The 20,078-nt window shown below is 66.5% G+C and carries 20 protein-coding genes; 9 read left to right on the plus strand and 11 right to left on the minus strand.

Translation table 11 applies throughout. The features are described from left to right. The first annotated feature begins 8 nt into the window (after positions 1-8). On the plus strand, positions 9-668 hold the full coding sequence (locus tag CDV49_RS16790) for a sulfite oxidase-like oxidoreductase (RefSeq protein ID WP_088216553.1): 660 nt from the start codon (positions 9-11) through the stop codon (positions 666-668). On the opposite strand, the gene CDV49_RS16795 is transcribed toward CDV49_RS16790, so the two are convergent. The 11 genes from CDV49_RS16795 to coxB form a co-directional block, all read right to left on the minus strand. Continuing rightward, positions 656-2,107 (minus strand): FAD-binding oxidoreductase, encoded by a 1,452-nt coding sequence (locus CDV49_RS16795; RefSeq protein WP_088216554.1) that lies wholly within the window; start codon positions 2,105-2,107, stop codon positions 656-658. The two genes, CDV49_RS16790 and CDV49_RS16795, sit on opposite strands and share 13 nt — an antisense overlap. A gap of 60 nt (positions 2,108-2,167) precedes the next feature. Further along, positions 2,168-2,980 (minus strand): MBL fold metallo-hydrolase, encoded by an 813-nt coding sequence (locus CDV49_RS16800; protein WP_088216555.1) that lies wholly within the window; start codon positions 2,978-2,980, stop codon positions 2,168-2,170. A gap of 72 nt (positions 2,981-3,052) precedes the next feature. Further along, entirely contained in the window at positions 3,053-3,634 is a 582-nt protein-coding gene (locus tag CDV49_RS16805) for a GNAT family N-acetyltransferase (protein WP_088216556.1), read from the minus strand. Further along, positions 3,634-4,839 (minus strand): M16 family metallopeptidase, encoded by a 1,206-nt coding sequence (locus CDV49_RS16810; protein WP_373447811.1) that lies wholly within the window; start codon positions 4,837-4,839, stop codon positions 3,634-3,636. The genes CDV49_RS16805 and CDV49_RS16810 overlap by 1 nt, the downstream gene beginning before the upstream one ends. 51 nt (positions 4,840-4,890) lie before the next feature. Continuing rightward, positions 4,891-6,279, minus strand: a complete 1,389-nt coding sequence (gene thrC, locus CDV49_RS16815; protein ID WP_088216558.1) for a threonine synthase — start codon at positions 6,277-6,279, stop codon at positions 4,891-4,893. After that, positions 6,276-6,980, minus strand: a complete 705-nt coding sequence (locus CDV49_RS16820; RefSeq protein WP_088216559.1) for an SURF1 family protein — start codon at positions 6,978-6,980, stop codon at positions 6,276-6,278. The genes thrC and CDV49_RS16820 overlap by 4 nt, the downstream gene beginning before the upstream one ends. A gap of 71 nt (positions 6,981-7,051) precedes the next feature. Further along, positions 7,052-7,858, minus strand: a complete 807-nt coding sequence (locus tag CDV49_RS16825; protein WP_088216560.1) for a cytochrome c oxidase subunit 3 — start codon at positions 7,856-7,858, stop codon at positions 7,052-7,054. 25 nt (positions 7,859-7,883) lie between these two features. After that, a complete protein-coding gene (locus CDV49_RS16830) occupies positions 7,884-8,456 on the minus strand; it encodes a cytochrome c oxidase assembly protein (protein WP_088216561.1) in 573 nt (190 codons plus the stop codon). Then, complete coding sequence (locus CDV49_RS16835) at positions 8,453-8,653, minus strand: hypothetical protein (protein ID WP_088216562.1); 201 nt, start codon at positions 8,651-8,653, stop codon at positions 8,453-8,455. The genes CDV49_RS16830 and CDV49_RS16835 overlap by 4 nt, the downstream gene beginning before the upstream one ends. A 2-nt stretch (positions 8,654-8,655) precedes the next feature. Beyond that, the gene (gene cyoE, locus CDV49_RS16840) at positions 8,656-9,597 is read right to left on the minus strand and encodes a heme o synthase (protein ID WP_088216563.1); all 942 of its coding nucleotides are present in this window, start codon (positions 9,595-9,597) and stop codon (positions 8,656-8,658) included. Positions 9,598-9,685: 88 nt separating this feature from the next. Continuing rightward, complete coding sequence (gene coxB / locus CDV49_RS16845; RefSeq protein WP_088216580.1) at positions 9,686-10,585, minus strand: cytochrome c oxidase subunit II; 900 nt, start codon at positions 10,583-10,585, stop codon at positions 9,686-9,688. Between the two features lie 171 nt (positions 10,586-10,756). On the opposite strand from coxB, the gene tldD reads away from it, so the two are divergent. From tldD to CDV49_RS16885, 8 genes are all read left to right on the plus strand, one after another. Continuing rightward, positions 10,757-12,175 carry a metalloprotease TldD gene (tldD, locus tag CDV49_RS16850; protein WP_088216581.1) on the plus strand — a complete coding sequence of 473 codons (1,419 nt, stop codon included), beginning with the start codon at positions 10,757-10,759 and terminating at the stop codon, positions 12,173-12,175. A 197-nt stretch (positions 12,176-12,372) separates the two neighbouring features. After that, positions 12,373-13,542 carry a DNA-processing protein DprA gene (gene dprA / locus CDV49_RS16855; RefSeq protein WP_088216582.1) on the plus strand — a complete coding sequence of 390 codons (1,170 nt, stop codon included), beginning with the start codon at positions 12,373-12,375 and terminating at the stop codon, positions 13,540-13,542. A 614-nt stretch (positions 13,543-14,156) separates the two neighbouring features. After that, positions 14,157-14,402 carry a glycine zipper 2TM domain-containing protein gene (locus CDV49_RS16860; protein ID WP_088216564.1) on the plus strand — a complete coding sequence of 82 codons (246 nt, stop codon included), beginning with the start codon at positions 14,157-14,159 and terminating at the stop codon, positions 14,400-14,402. Positions 14,403-14,416: 14 nt separating this feature from the next. Then, a complete protein-coding gene (locus CDV49_RS16865) occupies positions 14,417-14,773 on the plus strand; it encodes an EF-hand domain-containing protein (protein ID WP_088216565.1) in 357 nt (118 codons plus the stop codon). Positions 14,774-14,890: 117 nt separating this feature from the next. Continuing rightward, positions 14,891-17,536, plus strand: a complete 2,646-nt coding sequence (gene topA / locus CDV49_RS16870) for a type I DNA topoisomerase (RefSeq protein ID WP_088216566.1) — start codon at positions 14,891-14,893, stop codon at positions 17,534-17,536. Positions 17,537-17,619: 83 nt separating this feature from the next. Continuing rightward, positions 17,620-18,345, plus strand: a complete 726-nt coding sequence (locus CDV49_RS16875; protein ID WP_088216567.1) for a CoA transferase subunit A — start codon at positions 17,620-17,622, stop codon at positions 18,343-18,345. Beyond that, positions 18,345-18,992 carry a 3-oxoacid CoA-transferase subunit B gene (locus CDV49_RS16880; protein WP_035709430.1) on the plus strand — a complete coding sequence of 216 codons (648 nt, stop codon included), beginning with the start codon at positions 18,345-18,347 and terminating at the stop codon, positions 18,990-18,992. The genes CDV49_RS16875 and CDV49_RS16880 overlap by 1 nt, the downstream gene beginning before the upstream one ends. After that, entirely contained in the window at positions 18,985-19,278 is a 294-nt protein-coding gene (locus CDV49_RS16885) for a GNAT family N-acetyltransferase (RefSeq protein WP_088216568.1), read from the plus strand. Before CDV49_RS16880 ends, CDV49_RS16885 begins: the two co-directional genes overlap by 8 nt. Positions 19,279-20,078: the final 800 nt, after the last annotated feature.

Here is a 20,078-nt window from a genome sequence, read left to right on the forward strand (position 1 = left end):
GAGGCGCCATGTCCGAAAGCGATGAGACCAAGCTGACCCGCACCAAGCGGAAATGGGCGGAGGAGGGGCGCTTTCTTACCGGGCATGTTGCGACCGGGCGTATTGCGCGGGGGGAACGCCTTCCCCCCGGCCAGCACCTGGTGAAGGACTGGCCGGTGCTCGACCTCGGCGTGGAGCCGGAAGTGCCCCTCGACCGCTGGCGGCTGGAGATCACCGGCTTTGCCCGGAACCGCACCACGCTGGACTGGGCGGCATTCACGGCGCTGCCGCAGCATGACCTGACCACCGACATTCATTGCGTCACCACATGGTCGCGCTATGACAACCCCTGGAAAGGGGTGCTGACGCGCGATCTCCTCGCCCTCGCGGAACCGATGGCGGAGGCGGGCTTCGTGCTGCTGGAAAGCGCGGATGGCTACACCACCAACCTGCCGCTCGACGATTTCGCCGCGGAGGATGCGGTGCTTGCCACCCACTGGAACGGTGCGCCGCTGACGCGGGAGCACGGCGGCCCGATGCGGCTGGTTGTGCCGCATCTCTACTTCTGGAAAAGCGCCAAGTGGCTCACCCGGATCGAATTCATCGGCCGTGACCGCGCCGGGTTCTGGGAGCGGAATGGCTATCACATGCGCGGCGATCCCTGGGCGGAGGAACGCTACTCCGACTGACCCGGCGCTGCGTGGCGCAGGGCTGCGGGCGGGATCATCACGCCCGGATTCAGGATGCCCGAAGGATCAAGCGCCCTTTTGATCGCCGCCATCGCCGCAATCCGGGCAGGGTCGCCATAATGCGCGACATCGTCCGTCCGCGCCCGACCCACACCATGTTCCGCACTGAACGCGCCGCCCCGTTCCGCCACCAGATCATAGACGAGGCGCGCTAGGCCCGCCGCCTGCTCGGCATAGTCGGCACGGTCACGGCCCTCCGCCGGGAACAGGTTGAAGTGCAGGTTGCCGTCGCCCACGTGGCCGAAACAATTGATCCGCACCCCGGCCGGAGTGAGCGCCGCCTCCGCCGCCGCGATGAAATCGGCCAGCCGGGACAGCGGGACGGAAATATCGTGGCTGGAGATCGCGCCGATCCGTCGATTGGCTTCCGGGATGCTTTCGCGGAAGGCCCAGAAAGCCTGCCGCTGGGCCTCCGACGCGGCGATGACACCGTCCGTCACCAGCTCGCGCTCCATCGCCTCCGCCAGCAGGTCTTCCAGCACCGCCGCCGGATCGCCGGAGGACAGGCCGAGGTCGATCAGCACCGACCAGTCGGGAAGCGGGAGCGGCAGGCGCACGTCCGGCATCGTCTCCGCCATGAACGCATAGCCGTTGCGCCCGATCAGTTCAAAGGCCGAGACCCCCTCCCCGATCCGGTCGCGCGCAAGCGCGAGCAGCGACAGGGCCTCCGCCGGGCCGGGCACGACCACCATCGCCGCGCCCGTCGCGGCGGGACGGGGAAAGAGTTTCAGCATGGCGCCGGTGATGATGCCGAGCGTCCCCTCCGCCCCGATCAGCAGACCCCGCAGGTCGTAGCCGGTGTTATCCTTCCTGAGCCGTTTCAGCCCATGCATGATCGAGCCGTCTGGCAGCACCGCCTCTATCCCCAAGCACAGCTCCCTTGCCGTGCCGTAGCGGAGCACGTTGACGCCCCCCGCATTAGTGGAAAGGCAGCCCCCGATCTGCGCCGTCCCCTGTGAGGCGAGGGCGAGGGGGAAAAGCCGCCCGGCAGCCTCCGCCGCATGGTGGATGGCTTCGATGGTAGCGCCCGCCTCCACCGCCAAGGCGTTTTCCTCCGGCCAGACGCCTCGAACGGCGGTCATCCGGTCGAGCGACAGCAGGAGCGGCAGCCCCTCCGCCATGACCTGCCCGCCGACCAGCCCCGTGCCGCCGCCAAGCGGCACGATGGGCACAAGGGCCTCCGCCGCGGCGCGCACGATCTCCGCCACCTCCTCCGTGGACCGCGGGCGGGCAACCGCGCCGGCGTGGCCCTGCCAGCGGCCGCGCGGCTCCTCGAGATCACGGGGCTCGGGGGCCCGGAGCGTGTCGGGCGGCAGCCGGGATGCGAGCGTGGTCAGGAAATCGGCATCTGCGGGGTTGAGCCGCGGGGAATTGAACATGGGGGGCACCTCCATGCGCGGAGACAGCACACCCCGGCCTCCCGGACAAGCCCCGACTTCCTATTGCAGCCAGCGGGGTTCCAGAACGATCACAGTCGGCTCTGCGGGCAGTGACCGCAGCGACACCTCCAATTCGCTGGTTCCGGGGCGGGACGTGCGGAAGGAGCCCGACATTCCGTCCAGAAAGCGTTGCAGCGTCCCCTCCCCGAACCAGTGCATCGGCAGCACGATCGACGAGCGGAACCGCTGCAAGGCCCGGATCAGCGTCGGATGGTCCAGCGTCAAGCCGCCATCCACCGGCACCATCACCACGTCAAGCCGCCCGATCATCGCATATTGCTCCGGCGTGGGCTCATGATGCAGGTGCCCGAGATGGCCGATGCACAGACCCGCAGCCTCGAAGATGAAAATCGAGTTGCCGAAATCCCGTTCCCCGCCGCGAAAGTCGCGCGTCGTGGTCGGCACGTTGCGGATGAGGATCTCGCCAAGGTCCAGATAGCGGTCGGCGGCGGAGCCATCCTCCTCCCACCCGGGCAGAACATGGGGGATGCGCGGATCGGGGTTCCAGGTGAAATGCGTGGAATGCGCATTGTTCATCGTCACCACATCCGGCACCAGATCAACGCCGAGCCGCCCGGTGTAATCCGTCGCAAGGTTCAGCCCCCGCGCGGTCTGGAGAAGATAGGTCGCGTGGTTCACGAAGCTCAGCCGGACCGTCTCCTCCGGCACGGGGTCGCGCCAAGATGCCTTGTGGAGCAGCGGCGTGCCCCCGGCCAGCGCGACGCAATGGCTGGGCGTGCGGCCGCTCTCTTGCGCACCTGCAAGGGCGGGCATCAGCGCGAGTGTCGTTGCAAGGGCGGAGGCGAGGCGCATCGGCAATCTCCCGGAACGGGAAAAGCCTAGGGCGAGATGCGGGATTTCCGTCCTGACATTTCCGCGAGCGGGCTATCCGGCATCGGTGCGCCCGCGCCGGTCGTGACGGAGATTGGCGTAGAGAACGTGGTTCCGCCAGCGCCCGTTGATCTGCAGATAGCTCTGCGCAACGCCCTCATACTTGAACCCCGCCTTTTCCAGCACCCCGCGGGAGGCGGCATTTTCGGGCAGGCAGGCGGCCTCGATCCGGCTCAGGTTCAGGTCGGTGAAGGCATGGGTCACGACCCCGTCGATCGCCTCGCGCATGTAGCCCTGCCGGGCGAAAGGCTGGCCGACCCAGTAGCCAAGAACCCCGCATTGCGCAGGCCCCCGGCGGATATTGTCGAGCGTGATCGCTCCGACAAGCACCCCGTCCTCCCGCCGGATCAGGAACAGCGGCAGCGCCGTGCCATTGGCATGGGCGCGGGCGGACCAATAGACGCGGTTGGTGAAAGCCTTGCGCGCCAGATGGTCTGGCGCCCAAGCGGGTTCCCACGGCACAAGGAAGGCGGCGCTGTCCCGCCGGAGCGCGGACCAGGCACGGAAGTCGCTGTGGACCGGCAGGCGCAGCACAAGCCGCGCCGTGTCGATCTGCACGCGCCGCCGTCCGAACATCAGGCAGCAAGGTCCATGCGCAGTTGCTGAAGCTCGGGCGCGGCGGAGTCAGGCCCGTAGATCGCCATCGCGGAGGGCGCAGTGACCAGCCGTCCGGCATAGTCCCGCACCTTCTCCCGGGTCACGTCTTCGACCTGGGCGACCGCTTCATCCAGATCGGGCACACGCCCGAAGATGGCGAGCAGCCGCGCCAGCCGCTCCGCACGGGCGGAAGCACTTTCCAGCCCCATGACCAGACCCGCCTTCATCTGCGCCCGCGCCCGCGCCACCTCCGCCTCCGACATGTCGTCGGCGGCGCGGCGCAGTTCCGCGATGGTGAGCTCGGTCAGCGCGCCGATCTCCTCCGCCGAGGTGCCGGCATAGATGGTCATAAGCCCGGTTTCGTCATAGGCGCCCGCCTGGGTGAAGATGGAATAACACAGCCCCTTCTCCTCCCGGATCTTCTGGAACAGGCGGGAGGACATGCCCCCGCCCATCGCCGTCGCATAGACCTGCGCGGTGTGGAAATCCGGGTGCCGGTAGCCCGGCCCCTCGAACCCCAGCGTGAAGTGAAGCTGCTCCAGTTCCTTCACCTCCCGCCGCTCCCCGCCGGTAAAGTGCGCGGCGCTGGGGCGCAGCGCGCGCAGCGGCGACAGATGACCGAAGGTGGCTTCCGCCAGTTTCACGATGGCATCGTGATCGACGGCCCCGGCAGCCGCGAGGATCATCTCGTCCGGCCCATAGTGCTCTGCCACGAATCGCCGAAGCTCCGACTGGCCGAAGCTGCTCACCCGTTCCGCCGGGCCGAGAATGGACCGCCCGAGCGGCTGGTCCGCGAAGGCGGCTTCCTGAAGCCAGTCGAAGATGATGTCATCGGGCGTATCCAGCGCCTGCCCGATCTCCTGCAGGATGACGTGGCGCTCCACGTCGATCTCCCGCTGGTCGAAAACCGGGTTCAGCACGATGTCGGAAATGACGTCGAAGGCCAGTTCCACATCCTCGCCCAGGACGCGGGCGTAATAGGCGGTCATCTCGCGGCTGGTATAGGCATTGATGTAGCCGCCCACATCCTCGATCGCCTCCGCGATCTGCACGGCAGTCCGCTTCTTCGTGCCCTTGAACGCCATGTGTTCGAGGAAATGGGCGATCCCGTTCTCCTCCACCCGCTCATGCCGGCCGCCTGCGGTGATCCAGACACCGAGCGAGGCGGATTTCAGCGCCGGCATGGTCTCTGTCACGATGCGGAAGCCGTTGGAGAGAGTGGTGATGCGGGTCAATTAGCGGATCCTTTTCCTTATGAGGGCTTCGAGCGCCCCGAGATCGTTCGGCACGTCCGTCACACGCTCCGGCCGGTCGAACAGGTCGGCCATGCGGGGCGGCAGCGCCGGACGTATGCCCGTCGCGGCTTCCACCGCGTCGGGAAATTTTGCGGGATGCGCGGTGGCCAGCGTGACCATCGGCACGGGGCCGGAGAGATGCTCCTCCGCCACCTTCACGCCGACGGCCGTATGCGGACAGATCAGCTCCCCCGTGGTTTCCCTCACGCGGCGAATCGTGGCGGAGGTCTCCTCCTCCGACGCGCGCCCCGATGCGAAGGTGGAGCGCAATGTCTCAAGGATGCCTTGCGAAATGGTAAAGCCGGCGCCCGATTTCAACTCCTCCATCATCAGGGTGACGGCCTTTGCATCCCGACCCGCCGCCTCGAACAGCGCGCGCTCGAAATTGGAGGAAACCTGAATGTCCATGGAGGGCGAGATGGAGGGATGCACCCCTTCCATGCGGTAGCTGCCAGTGCGGAGCGCGCGGTCCAGAATATCGTTCTGGTTGGTGGCGATCACCAGCTGCCCGATGGGCAGGCCCATGCGCTTGGCGATATAGCCCGCAAAGATGTCACCGAAATTCCCCGTCGGCACGGTGAAATCCACCAGCCGGTGCGGCGCGCCCAGCGACACGGCGGAGGTGAAGTAATAGACGACCTGCGCCAGAACCCGCGCCCAGTTGATGGAGTTCACCCCGGCCAGCCGTACCGAATCACGGAAGGCGAAATCGTTGAACATGTCCTTCAGGCGCGCCTGGCAATCGTCGAAATCGCCCTCCAGCGCGAGGGCATGGACATTCTCCTCCGCCGGGGTGGTCATCTGACGCCGCTGGACTTCCGAGACGCGGCCCTTCGGGAACAGAATGAACACATCGACATTCGGCAGGCCGCGGAAGGCTTCGATGGCGGCGGAGCCGGTGTCGCCCGAGGTCGCGCCGACGATCGTCACCCGCTCGCCCGACCGCGAGAGCGCGGCCTGAAAGAGCTGGCCGATGAGCTGCATCGCGAAGTCCTTGAAGGCCAGTGTCGGCCCGTGGAACAGCTCGAGCAGGAAATGGTTGGGCTGAAGCTGCACGAGCGGCGCCCGCGCGGCATGATCGAACCCGGTATAGGCCCGCGCGATGATGGCGCGGAACTCCTCATCGGTGAAGGTGTCGCCGATGAAGGGGCGCATCACGCGGAAGGCCGCTTCCTCATAGCTCTGGCCGGCCAGATCGGCGATTTCCACCGGCGTCATCTGCGGGATCGTCTGCGGAACGTAGAGCCCCCCGTCGCGGGCAAGGCCGGTCAGCATCGCGGCTTCGAAGGACAGGACCGGCGCGGCCCCGCGGGTTGAGATATAGGTCATCGGGCAGGCTTTCGCTGGGCAGGCTTTGGGTGGTTTTCCCGCGTGATACGCCAGAGCAGGTAGCCTGTCATCCCCGCCCAGACGACGGCGAGCAGAAACCAGGTGACCGCGTATTGCAGATGGTTGTTCGGAATGCCCTCCGCCCCCACGGGCACAGGCTCCGCAGCCGGGGTCATTTCGGTGGTGGTGCGGAGCACGACGAGCAGCGGCTCCGTTTCGAGTTGCGCGGCCATGGCGGGCACATCGCGGGCGAACCAGATGCCGGTCTTGGCGTCGGGCGGCGGGGTGTAGCTGTCGCTGTCGCGCGGCCATTGCAGGTTGCCGGTGATGGCCGCCTCCACCCCCGGCCGCGGAATGCCGCGCTCCATCTCCGGCAGGAAGCCCCGATCGACCAGTATCCGCCGCCCGTCCGCGGTGACGAAGGCGGTGATGACACGGTAGCCCGGCCCCTCTCCCTGCCGGGCGGACAGTACGAGGATTTCCTTGTCAGTGAACCTGCCCACCGCCCTCACGGGAAGGTAGCGATCCCCTTCGGCGGTGGGGTCCAGCGGCACGGGAACCGGCGGGGCGAGGATGGCGGCATCGATCTGTGCCAGCATCTCCTCCTTCCAGGCGAGACGCTGGAGCTGCCAGATGCCGAGCGCCACCAGAATGCCGCAGCCGACCAGACCGAGGATCAGAGGCCAGAAGAGGCGACGCATGCAGAACCTTTCCAACGGAAAAGCGCGCGCCTTTCGGCCCGCGCTCTGATTTTTCAACGGCGGATGTATCCTCAGCCGCCCCAGATATAGACGGAAGCGAAGAGGAACAGCCAGACCACATCGACAAAGTGCCAATACCACGCCGCCGCCTCGAAGCCCACATGCTTGGTCTGGGTGAAATCTCCCCTGCGGGCGCGCAGCAGGCAGACGAAGAGGAAAATCGTCCCGATGATGACATGCGCCCCGTGGAAGCCCGTCGCCATGAAGAACGTGGCGCCATAGATATTGCCGGAGAAGCCGAAGGCCGCGTGGCTGTATTCATAGGCCTGGAACACGGTGAAGATGAGGCCCAGGATGACCGCGATGGTCAGGCCCGTCACCACGTCCTTGCGGTTGTTCTCATGCACCAGCGCATGGTGCGCCCAGGTGACCGCGCAGCCTGACAGCAGCAGGATCAGCGTGTTGATGAGCGGCAGGTGCCAGGGATCGAAGGTTTCGATGCCCGCCGGCGGCCAGGTGCCCGGAATGATTTCGGTGCCCTCGATCACTCCCATCGGGAAAAGCGCGTGGGCGAAGAAGTTCCAGAACCAGGCAGCAAAGAACATCACCTCGGAGATGATGAACAGGATGATACCGTAGCGCAGGCCGATATCGACCACCGCCGTATGATCCCCCGCGCGGCTTTCGCGGATCACGTCGCCCCACCAGCCGACCATCACATAGGCGACGCCGACTGCCCCGATCAGAAAGACCCACGGCCCCGAAGCATGCATCCAGAGCACCGCCCCGAACAGCATGATGAAACCGGAGACGGCGGCCAGAAACGGCCAGATCGACGGCGGGAGGACGTGATAGTCGTGATTTTTGACATGCGCCATTGCTCTTCCCTCGCTGCGCCTTCGTTCAGTTCGTTGACGTCTGCTGGACAGCCTTGGGCAGATCCAGGACGTGGAATGTATAGGACAGGGTGATCGTATGGGCGTACTTGCCCTCGCGATCGTTCACGATGGCCGGATCGACGAAGAAGGTGACCGGCATCTGTACCCTTTCACCCGGCTGGAGCACCTGCTCGGTGAAGCAGAAACACTCGATCTTGGTGAAATACCCGCCAGCCGCATAGGGCGTGACGTTGTAGCTCGCCTGCCCGGCTATGGGTTTGTCGGTCGGGTTGTAGGCCTCGTAGAAGGCAAGACCGCTCTCGCCGATCTTGATTTCCATCTCGTTGACCATCGGCTTGAACTGCCACGGCATCCCGCGTTCGAGCGAGGCGTCGAAGCGGATCCGCACGGTCCGGTCCAGTACCGTGTCCGGTGCCGTGGCGGCGACACTGGTCGTGCCGCCAAAGCCCGTCACCCGGCAGAACCAGTTGTAGAAGGGAACCGCCGCATAGGAGAGGGCCCCCATGAGGACGACGACACCGACAAGCCGCAAGGCGATGCGACGGCTCCGCGCGGCGTCATTCTGCGGGCCCTTCACTGCCTCGCTCCCCCGTCCTGTTCCTGTACCATGGAGGGGCGGTAGCCATGGTCGAAACCCTCCATGCTCTCGCCCTTCTCGATCTTCACGATGGTCAGTCCGAACACGATGACGACAAATGCGCCAAGGCTCAGGCCCAGACCGAGATTGCGTCCGAAGCGTCTGCGGTGAAGTTCGTGATCCTTGGTGATCGCCATGGTCACCAGCCTCCCATGCCGAAGGAGCGCAGCGCGGCTTCCGCAAGGAAAGCGCTGAAATGCAGGAAGAGATAGAGGAGCGAGAAGGAGAAGAACCGCTTCTCCGCGCGGTAGCCATCGGCTTCCGCCACCTGTTCGTTGCGCCGCCACAGATCGACCGCACCCAGCACGAACAGGAGGTTCAGCACGACCGCCGCCGCCAGATAGACCGGCCCGCCGATGGAGGTGAAACCTGCCCCGATCGCCACCGGCGCGAGCAGCAGCGTATAGACGAGGATATGCGCCCGCGTCGATTTCCGCCCGTGGGTGACGGTCAGCATCGGCACACCCGCACGGTCGTAGTCGCTGTTCATGAAAAGGGCGAGCGCCCAGAAATGCGGCGGCGTCCACATGAACACGATGAGGAACATCAGCACGCTTTCGACCGATATGCCCCCCGTCGCCACGGCCCAGCCGATCATGGGGGGAAACGCCCCCGCAGCCCCGCCGATGACGATGTTCTGCGGCGTCGTCCGCTTCAGCCAGATGGTGTAGATCACCGCATAGAAGAAGATGGTGAAGGCCAGCAGCCCCGCCGCCAGCCAGTTGGCCGCCAGCCCCAGCATCATCACCGACAGGCCGGAAAGCGCGAGCCCCACACCGAGCGCCTCGCCGCGCGCCACGCGGCCCGAGGGCACCGGACGGTTGGCGGTCCGCTTCATCACCGCGTCGATGTCGCTGTCCCACCACATGTTGAGCGCGCCCGAAGCGCCGCCCCCGAGCGCGATGAACAGGATGGAGGTGAAGGCGATGAACGGATGCACCGGCACGGGCGCCACCAGCAGTCCGACCAGCGCGGTGAACACCACGAGCGACATCACCCGCGGCTTCAGCAGGGCGAGATAATCGCCGAAGCTGCCCTCTCCGCCCTGGATGTCCGCGTGTTGATGGAACGTGTCGCTCATGCCTGCCTTCTCTCCGCACGTCGCCGGGGCGGCGCGCTTTTTGTCAGTGGGCCTGCGTCAGCCGGTTACCGGCTGTCGGCAGCCTGCCTCATTCGGCCTGCGCCAGCCGCACGAGCCGCTCCGAGGGGAGCGGGCCGGCATCGGCGGAGAACTCTTCCTTCGCCCGGGTCAGCCAGTCGGCATAGACCTGCGGGCTCACGACCTTCACCGTGATCGGCATGTAGGCGTGGTTGATTCCGCACAATTCCGAGCACTGGCCGAAGTAGATACCCTCCCGCTCCGCCTTGAACCAGAGCTCGGCGAGGCGACCGGGCACGCCGTCCTGCTTCACCCCGAAGGCCGGGATCGTCCAGGAGTGGATCACGTCCGCCGCCGTCACCTGCATCACGACCGTCGCGCCCACCGGAACGACCAGGGCGTTATCCACGGCGAGGAGGTAGTCCGAATCGGCATATCCGTTCTCGGCCAGATCCTCCCGCGGCAGCATGATGCTGTCGAAGGCGATGCCTTCATCGGGATATTCGTAGCCCCAGTACCACTGGTAGCCGGTCGTCTTGATGCGGATATCGGCCTCCGGCATCTCCTGTTGCTTGAACAGGATCGGCAGCGAGAAGGAACCGATCACCACGAGGATCAGGATCGGCACGATTGTCCAGGTGATCTCGAGCGGTGAATTGTGCGTGAAGCGCGCGGGCTTCGGGTTGCGTTTCTCGTTGTAGCGCAGGATGCACCACACGAGAAGCAGGGTGACGAGCAGCACGATCGGCACGATGATCCACAGCAGCAGACCGTCGAGCCAGTGGATATCGCGGGCGAGTTCCGTCGCGGCGGGCTGGAAGCCGATCGCACCGTCGACCGGATGGCCCACGACCGGAAGACCCCCGATTCCATCGGGCGGGGTTTCAGCGGTCTGTGCGCTGGCGGCAAAGCTGGCGAGGGATGCGGCGACAGTCGTGGCTAATCCCGTGAGCGTGGTCGAAAGGCGCATGTTCTCCGTCCCATATGGCGCGGCACTTCCCCGGAAAGCAGTCAGCCGTGCCTGAACCGCCTTGCGGCAGTTTCCCATTGTTTCCCTGTCCCCTGAAACCATATTAGGTCATGCGCGACAAGCAAAACGTGTGCGGCGCTTCCTGAACAAAAGTACGGTTCTTCAATGACCATGTCCGATTCCTTCCGTCCTTTCGAGACGATGATCGACGAGGGGCGGGCGCTGGCGCTGCTGCGCGAGACGCTCTCGGGTGCGGAGGATGGCGAGATTTTCCTGGAACGGCGCCGGTCGGAGGCGCTCGTGCTCGACGATCAGCGAATCCGCTCGGCGAGTTACGATGCGTCCGAAGGCTTCGGCCTTCGTGCCGTGAAGGGCGATGTGACGGGCTATGCCCATTCCTCCGAGATCAGCGAGGCCGCGCTCCGCCGCATGGCGGAGACGGCGCGGCTGGCCGTGGGCGACGGCGGCGGCGTCATGGCCCCGCCGCCGCCCGGCACCAACCGGCGGCTCTACACGGACGAGAACCCGATCGACGGCGTCTCCTTCCCGGCCAAGGTCGATCTGCTGCGGGAGATCGACGACTGGGTCCGCGCGCTCGATCCGCGTGTGGTGCAGGTTTCCGCCAGCCTCGCCGCGAGCCATCAGGAAGTGGAGATCCTCCGCCCCGATGGCCTCCGGCTGGCCGATGTGCGGCCGATGACCCGGATCTACATCTCCGTGATGATCGAGGAGAACGGGCGGCGCGAATCCGGCTCTGCGGGGGGCGGCGGACGGGCGGGGTTGCTCGGGCTGATCGCGCCGGAGAACTGGCAGGCCGCCGCGCGGGAAGCCCTTCGCATCGCCGCCGTGAACCTCGGCGCGGAGGCGGCGCCTGCGGGCATCATGGATGTGGCGCTCGGCCCCGGCTGGCCCGGCATCTTGCTGCACGAGGCGGTGGGACACGGGCTGGAGGGCGACTTCAACCGCAAGAAGACCTCCGCCTTCGCAGGCCTTCTGGGGGAGCGTGTCGCCGCGCCGGGTGTGACGGTTCTGGATGACGGCACCATCCCGGACCGCCGCGGCTCCATCACCATCGACGATGAGGGCACCCCCTCCCGCAAGAACGTGCTGATCGAGGACGGCATTCTCGTCGGCTATATGCAGGACCGCCAGAACGCCCGCCTGATGGGCGTGGAACCCACCGGGAACGGCCGCCGGGAAAGCTACGTCCATGCGCCGATGCCCCGCATGACCAACACCTACATGCTGGCCGGGCCGGACGACCCGGAGGAAATCGTGTCCCGCGTGAAAGACGGCATCTGGGCCGTGGGTTTCGGCGGCGGACAGGTCGATATCACCAGCGGCAAGTTCGTCTTTTCCTGCACCGAGGCCTACCGTGTCACGAACGGCAAGGTCGGCGCGCCGGTGAAGGGCGCGACGCTGATCGGCGACGGACCGACCTCGCTCCGCCATGTGCAGGCGGTCGGCAATGACCTGAAGCTGGACCCCGGCATCGGCAACTGCGGCAAGGCGGGTCAGTGGGTGCCCGTCGGCGTGGGTCAGCCGACCCTGCTCATCGGTGGGCTGACGGTCGGGGGCAGCAAGCTCTGAGTCCGCGGCGGGGTCGGATTGGCCCCGTTGCACGGACAATGGCCTGCGTTACCGGCTCCGGCGCGTTGCTGCCGGGATGACCGGCATGCATGCTGCTGATTGCTCACCTGCAAGGGCGGACGTCGGATTCACCTGCTATTAACGTTCTTCGGCGACAGTGGCTCCGTGGTGCAGGATGGAGCCGGACGATGAAGGATATGCCCAGCCCTCTCCCCGCCCCTCTGCTGGCGGAGGAAGAACGGTTCGCGCGGCTCAGGCTGATCCGGTCGGCGCGGGTGGGGGTTTTGACCTTTCGGCGTCTCCTCGCGGAACATGGCTCCGCGCTGCGGGCGCTGGAGGCGCTTCCCGCCCTTGCGGCGGCGTCGGGCGCGCGTGATTACCGTCCCGCCGGCGCGGCGCTCGCGCGGGCGGAAATCGCGGCGGGCCGCGCGGCTGGCGCGCGCCTGCTGTTCGAGGGAGAGCCGGATTACCCGCGCCTGCTGGCCGAAATCCCGGATGCACCGCCGCTTCTCTGGGCGCTCGGCGACATTTCCCTGCTGACGAAGCCGCTGGTGGCGCTGGTCGGCGCGCGCAATGCATCAAGCCTCGGTATCCGCATGGCGCGACGGCTCGCGGGCGCGCTTGCTGAGGCCGGGTTTCCGGTCGTCTCCGGCCTTGCCCGCGGCATCGACACTGCGGCGCATGAGGCGGCGCTTCCCCACGGCACGATCGCCGTTCAGGCGGGCGGCATCGACGTGATCTATCCCCGGGAAAACACCGATCTCGCGGCCCGGATCGGAGCCTCCGGCCTGCGCCTGAGCGAGCAGCCGCCGGGAATGCAGCCGCTGGCAAGGCATTTCCCGCAGCGCAACAGGATCGTTTCCGGCCTCAGTCACGCCGTGGTGGTGGTGGAGGCGGCTCCCCGTTCCGGCAGCCTCATCACCGCGCGGAACGCGCTGGATCAGGGGCGGGAGGTGATGGCCGTTCCCGGTCATCCGCTGGATGAACGCGCGGGCGGATGCAATCTGCTCATCCGGGAGGGGGCGCTTCTGGTGCGGGGGGTGGAGGATGTGATCGCGGCGCTTCCCGGCCAACTCCCGTGCCACGGCAAAGGGGTGCCACGGCTCCCGGATGCGCCAATTTGTCGCGCCCGCCCGGACCTTGGGGCGCGCAGTCCCCGGCCGGCCGGGGACTTGTCCGCCCCTGCCCGGGACAATGCTCCGCTTCCTCATCTGATTCTGGATCGGCTGAGTCGCAGCCCCGTGCCGGAGGATCAGGTGCTCCGCGATCTCGGCATCAGCGTGGGAGAGGGCGCCCCGGCCCTGCTCTCCCTTGAGCTGGAGGGCCGCGTGCTCCGCCATCCGGGTGGCCTGCTGAGCCGGGCATGACGCGCAATGAGACGGGGATGCTGTTCGATCAGGACATCCCTTTCCTGAAGGATACGCCCGCCATGCAGGACGGGCGGCAGTGCAGCCCCTCCCACCCGTGCGGCCAGGCCGGCTCACTGCCACGTTTTCCGGCGTTTCCACGTCCCCGCCCGCGCACGGCGTGGCCGTCAACAAGCAGGGATGCTCGGGCCACGGGCACACGTCCCCGCCCGGGCGCGGCATGGCCCGTCCGAGCGGCTTGGCCCGTCCGATCAGACCGTCAGTATCGGAGCTTTTCCGGCCCCTCCCGCGCGCTTATGGTCTCCGCGTCCTGCAAAACGGGTCCGACCGGGGGCGGAGCGCGCCTACCGCCTCCACCTTGCCCGCGGGCAGCAACCTCGGCCACCACCTTGCTCCGCCTCCGGCGCACACGGGTCCGACAGCGACCAGCACGCGACCGCTTTCGGCCGCCCGGTTTCGAGCGACGCCCGGCATTGCTGACGAAAACAGCGTCCGCGCGCGACCGGGATGCGGCGCGCGATATGCCGCCTGCATATTTGACTCGTTCCATGCCTGCGTCACCTTGAGGGCATGGCAGACGCGCCCGGACGCGTCGAAACTCAACGGAGGATCGTATGTTGAAACGAACCGGATTGCTGTGCTGCGCTGCGGCATTGGCCCTCGCGGCCTGCGGCCCCACGACACCGGAGGAGCGCGCCTATCGTCAGCATGAGGCCGGATGTATCGCGGGCAGCGTGACGGGTGCCGTGTTGGGCGCCGCGCTCGGCAATGCCTTCGGCGGCGGGTCGGGCCGGACGATCATCACCGCGACCGGTGCGGCGCTCGGCGGTCAGGCCGGTAACCAGCTGACCTGTGGCTGAGGGGAGAGACAAGAATGAACCGCAAACTGATCCTCGCCTGCGCCGCGACGCTTCTTGCGACGCCTGTGCTCGCGCAATCCGAAGGCGTGGGCGTGATTGACGAACGCGTCCTCCAGCTCATGGATTCCAACGGCGACGGCACCGTCACCCGGGCCGAGATGCAGGCCTATGCCGAACGGGCCTTCACCCAGCTCGACACCAACGGCAACGGGCGGCTTGAACCGTCGGAGACAGGCCAGATCCTGTCTGCCTCCCAGTTCCAGATCATGGACAAGGACCGGAACGGCTGGCTCTCGAAGAAGGAGTTCACCGATCAGATCATGGCCGACTTCGCCTCCGCCGACAAAAACGGCGATGGCGTTCTGCGCTGATTTGCGCGCGGGGGACGGCTGCCCTGCCGCCGCCCCCCGGTTGACAAGCGGGGCGTCCCGTCACATGTAAGCCGCCGCGCGGCCGACACTCACACCTGCGCCGCGGCAGGAGGATGAATGGCCGTCGTCGTCGTCGAATCGCCCGCCAAAGCCAAGACCATCAACAAATACCTTGGCCCCGGTTTCACCGTTCTGGCCTCCTATGGCCATGTCCGCGACCTGCCGCCGAAGGATGGCTCCGTCGATCCCGAGCACGATTTCTCCATGAAGTGGGAGGTTGCCTCCGACAGCAAGAAGCATGTCAAGGCGATCACCGACGCGCTGAAGGATGACGACACGCTGATCCTCGCCACCGACCCCGACCGGGAGGGGGAGGCCATCTCCTGGCACCTGAAGGAAGCGCTGTCCAAGTCGATCGCCAAGAAGAAGGTCTCCCGCGTGACCTTCAACGCCATCACCAAGGATGCCGTCACCAAGGCCATGGAGGCCCCCCGCGACGTGGATATGGAGCTGGTGGAAGCCTACCTCGCCCGCCGCGCGCTCGACTATCTGGTGGGGTTCAACCTCTCGCCCGTGCTCTGGCGCAAGCTGCCGGGGGCCAAGTCGGCAGGCCGGGTGCAGTCCGTCTGCCTGCGGCTCATCGTCGAGCGGGAGATGGAGATCGAGGCGTTCCGCGCACGCGAATACTGGTCCGTGACGGCCGTGCTGGTCACGCCGCGGGGGCAGGAGTATCAGGCGCGGCTGACCGTTCTGGGCGGCAAGAAGCTCGACCGCTACGACATTCCGACGGCAGAGGCGGCGGAGATCGCGGTGCAGGCGATCCGCTCCCGCGACCTGACGGTGCAGGGTGTCGAATCGAAGCCCGCAAGCCGCAACCCCTCCCCTCCCTTCATGACCTCCACCCTCCAGCAGGAGGCGTCGCGCAAGTTCGGCATGGGCGCGCGGGCCACGATGACGGCGGCCCAGCGGCTCTACGAGGCGGGCCACATCACCTATATGCGGACCGACGGGATCGACATGGCCCCGGAGGCGGTCTCTGCCGCACGGGCGGAGATCGGCCGGCGCTTCGGCAAGGACTACGTGCCGGACAGCCCGCGGCTCTACAAGAACAAGGCCAAGAACGCGCAGGAGGCGCATGAGTGCATCCGCCCGACCGACATGTCGGTGTCGGCGGAGAAGCTCGGCGTCTCCGACACCGACCAGCGGCGGCTTTATGAGTTGATCTGGAAGCGGACCATCGCCAGCCAGATGGCCAGCGCCCGGATGGAGCGGACGACCGTGGACGTGACCTCCGCCGACGGGCAGGTGGGCCTGCGCGCCACAGGGCAGGTCGTGCTGTTCGACGGGTTCCTCAGGGTTTACGAGGAAGGCCGCGACGACGATGGCGATGAGGACGGCGCCCGGCTGCCGCAGATCATGCAGGGCGAGGGCGCGGAAAAGCGCGACATCCAGCCCGAGCAGCACTTCACCCAGCCGCCCCCCCGCTACACGGAGGCCACCCTCGTCAAGCGGATGGAGGAGCTGGGGATCGGCCGGCCCTCCACCTATGCCTCCATCGTCACGACGATCCAGGACCGGGAATACGTCCGCAAGGAGAAGAACCGCCTGATCCCGGAGGACAAGGGCCGGCTCGTCACCGCCTTTCTGACCAACTACTTCCGCCGGTATGTCGAATACGACTTCACGGCCGATCTGGAGGGGCAGCTCGACGACATCTCCGCCGGGGAGCGGGACTACAAGGATGTGCTGGCGCGGTTCTGGAAGGATTTCTCCGCCGCGCTGGAGGGCACGTCGGATCTGCGGATCTCCGAGGTGCTCGACAAGATCGACGAGGTTCTGTCCCCGCACCTCTACCCGCCAAAGGCCGACGGCTCCGATCCGCGGCTCTGCCCGCTCTGCGGCAAGGGCGATCTGCACCTGAAGACCGCCCGCTCCGGCAGCGCGTTCATCGGCTGCTCAAACTATCCCGAATGCCGCTACACGCGCCCCCTCTCCGCTCCCGGCGGGGATGAGGAGGCGTTGTCCGCCGATGGCCGCATCCTCGGCAATGACGAGGCGGGCCTGCCCATCACCATCCGCACCGGCCGCTTCGGCCCCTATGTGCAGCGGGGGGAGGCGTCGGAGGATGTGCCCAAGCCGCCCCGCGCCTCGCTTCCCAAGGGCTGGGCGCCGGGCGAAATGACGCTTGAGAAGGCGCTGCAGCTTCTGGAACTGCCCCGGCCCATCGGTGACCACCCGGAGGACGGCGTGCTGGTGGAGGCGGGCATCGGGCGCTTCGGGCCCTATGTCAAACACGGCACCACCTATGCCAACCTGCCGGATGTGGAAGAGGTATTCACCATCGGCATGAACCGCGCGGTGGAGGTGCTGGCCCAGAAAGCCTCCCGCGGACGCGGCGCGGCCAAGGCGGCGCCGCTGAAGGAACTCGGGGAGCATCCCGACGGCGGTCCCGTGCAGGTGATGGCGGGGCGGTATGGCCCCTACGTCAAATGGGGCAAGGTCAATGCGACCCTGCCCAAGGAAGTGCAGCCGGAGACCGTCACGCTGGAGGAAGCGCTGCCCCTGATCGCCGCGAAGGCCACCAAGGGGGGCAAGAAGGCGGCACCGAAGAAAGCGGCAGCCAAGAAGGCTCCGGCAAAGAAAGCGCCGGCGAAAAAGGCCACCGCAAAAACGGCCACCGCAGAAACGGCGCCTGCGAAGACGGCTGCCGCGAAAAAGCCGGCGGCAAAGACTGCCGCAAAGAAAGCCGCCTCCAGCGAGTGAGGGGCGGCCCTTGCTGCGGGCGCATTGACATGCCCTGCCCCCGTTGCCACAACTTCCGCGAGGGAAACGGACGGGAGGACCGGATGGGGAAGATCTACGGCAGCGCTGAGGAGGCTCTCGACGGCCTTCTGTTCGACGGAATGCTGATCGCCGCGGGCGGTTTCGGCCTCTGCGGCATCCCGGAACTCTGCATTTCTGCGATCCGGGACGCAGGCACCAAGGAACTGGTCATCGCCTCCAACAACTGCGGGGTGGATGAATTCGGGCTGGGCCTGCTGCTCCAGACCAAGCAGATCCGCAAGATGATCTCCTCCTACGTGGGCGAGAACGCGGAATTCATGCGGCAATACCTGTCGAACGAGATCGAGGTGGAGTTCAACCCGCAGGGCACGCTGGCCGAGCGGATGCGCGCGGGCGGGGCGGGCATTCCGGGGTTCTACACCAGGACCGGCGTCGGCACGATCATCGCGGACGGCAAGGAACACAAGGAGTTCGACGGGGAGACCTATATCCTCGAACGCGGTCTGGTCGCCGATCTCTCCATCGTCAAGGCGTGGAAGGCCGACGAGACCGGCAATGTCGTTTTCCGCAAGACCGCCCGCAACTTCAACCCGCCCGCCGCGACCTGCGGCAAGATCTGCGTCTGCGAGGTGGAGGAGATCGTGCCCGTCGGCTCTCTCGACCCGGACGAAATCCACCTGCCGGGCGTCTATATCCACCGGCTGATCCAGGGCCATCACGAAAACCGCATCGAACAGCGCACCACGCGCGCGCGCCCGGCCTCCGCCGCGGCAGGGGAGGAAGTCTGATGGCCGGCGAGGTGAAGAAGGGCTGGGACCGCAACCGCATGGCCGCGCGCGCCGCGCAGGATCTGCAGGACGGCTGGTATGTGAACCTTGGCATCGGCATTCCGACGCTGGTCGCGAACTACATCCCCGAGGGCGTGAACGTCACGCTGCAATCGGAAAACGGCATGCTCGGCATCGGTCCCTTCCCCTATGAGGGCGAGGAGGATCCCGATCTGATCAACGCGGGCAAGCAGACGGTGACGGCGCTTCCGCAGACTGCTTTCTTCGACAGCGCGCAGAGCTTCGCCATGATCCGGGGCGGCAAGATCGCCATGGCCATCCTCGGCGCGATGGAGGTGTCGGAGACGGGTGATCTGGCCAACTGGATGATCCCGGGCAAGCTGGTGAAGGGCATGGGCGGGGCGATGGATCTTGTCGCCGGGGTGAAACGTGTGGTCGTCGTGATGGATCACGCGAACAAAGCGGGTGAGTCGAAAGTTCTGAAGGAGTGCACGCTCCCGCTCACCGGCAAGGCGGTGGTGGACCGCATCGTCACCAACCTCGGAGTGCTTGACGTGGTGCCGGGCGGCCTGAAGATCGTGGAGCTTGCGGATGGCGTGACCGAGGCAGAGCTTCGGTCCCTAACGGAGGCTACGATCGTTGACTGAAGCAAAAATCGAAAGAGAAGTCTTGGGCAGCAAGGGCCGCTACGTGGTGCAAAAGGACGGATCGGAGGCGGAACTGACCTATTCCATCGCCTCGCCCCGCCTCATCATCGCGGACCATACCGGCGTGCCCCCCGCCTTTCGGGGCGAGGGCATCGGCAAAGCACTGGTGGAACGGCTGGTGAGCGACGCGCGGGAGGAGGGGGTGAAGATCTACCCCACCTGCCCGTTCGTCATCGCTTTCCGGCAGCGCCATCCCGAATGGGCCGACGTCTTCGCCGAGGACTGAGCCATTCGCATGAGAATGCGGATGCCACCCGGTCTGCCCCGAGATATCCCGACCGGCGGCTGAGCCCTTGTACAGAGTGAGATCAGGGACCGTCTTCCGGCGGCGGTCCTTATGTGCCTGCATACTCGCGGCCTGCCGCGCGATACTCCGCCGCGAGGCTGAAGTCCCGCGCGGCGTGAGACTAAGAACTGTCGCCCGGCTGCGCTCCTGATCGCGTGTAAGAATACTGATGCCCTCTCGGCCTGCCGCACGGCTGACGCCCCGCGCGGGTGCGAGTAAGAACCGGTGCCCGGCAGTCGTTATTGACCCGCTCGAGATACGGATGCCGGCGGCATGCCGCGAGATATCCCGGCCCACTGCTGAATTCTTGCATGGAGTGGGATCAGGGACCGTCGTCCGGCGGCGGTCCAGAATGCTGCGGATGAGAATACGGATATCTGCAGTCTGCCGCGAGATATTCCGCCGCACGGCTGACGCCCAGCGCGGGTGCGAGTGAGAACTGTCGCCCGGCGGTCGTTATCGACGCCCTCGAGATACGGATGCCCGCGGCTTGCTGCAAGATATTCCGGCCCGCGGCTGAGCCCCTGCACGCTGTGCGGGCAAGGATAGTTGCCCGGCGACGCTCCTGATTGCATGAGACGTTTCTGGATCGCTGGGTGAATACCATCGCGCATCAAGAGCCTGGCTTGGGAATTGTAGCAAGCAATGCCTTTGCGTTGACCTTCCGGGGGATGACAGGTCAGGCCTTGCGTAGTCTGCGGCTTCGTCGCTCCATCCTTTCCCTGCATCGTTCCGTCAGC

Source organism: Haematobacter genomosp. 1 (assembly GCF_002196855.1).
Lineage (GTDB): Bacteria > Pseudomonadota > Alphaproteobacteria > Rhodobacterales > Rhodobacteraceae > Haematobacter.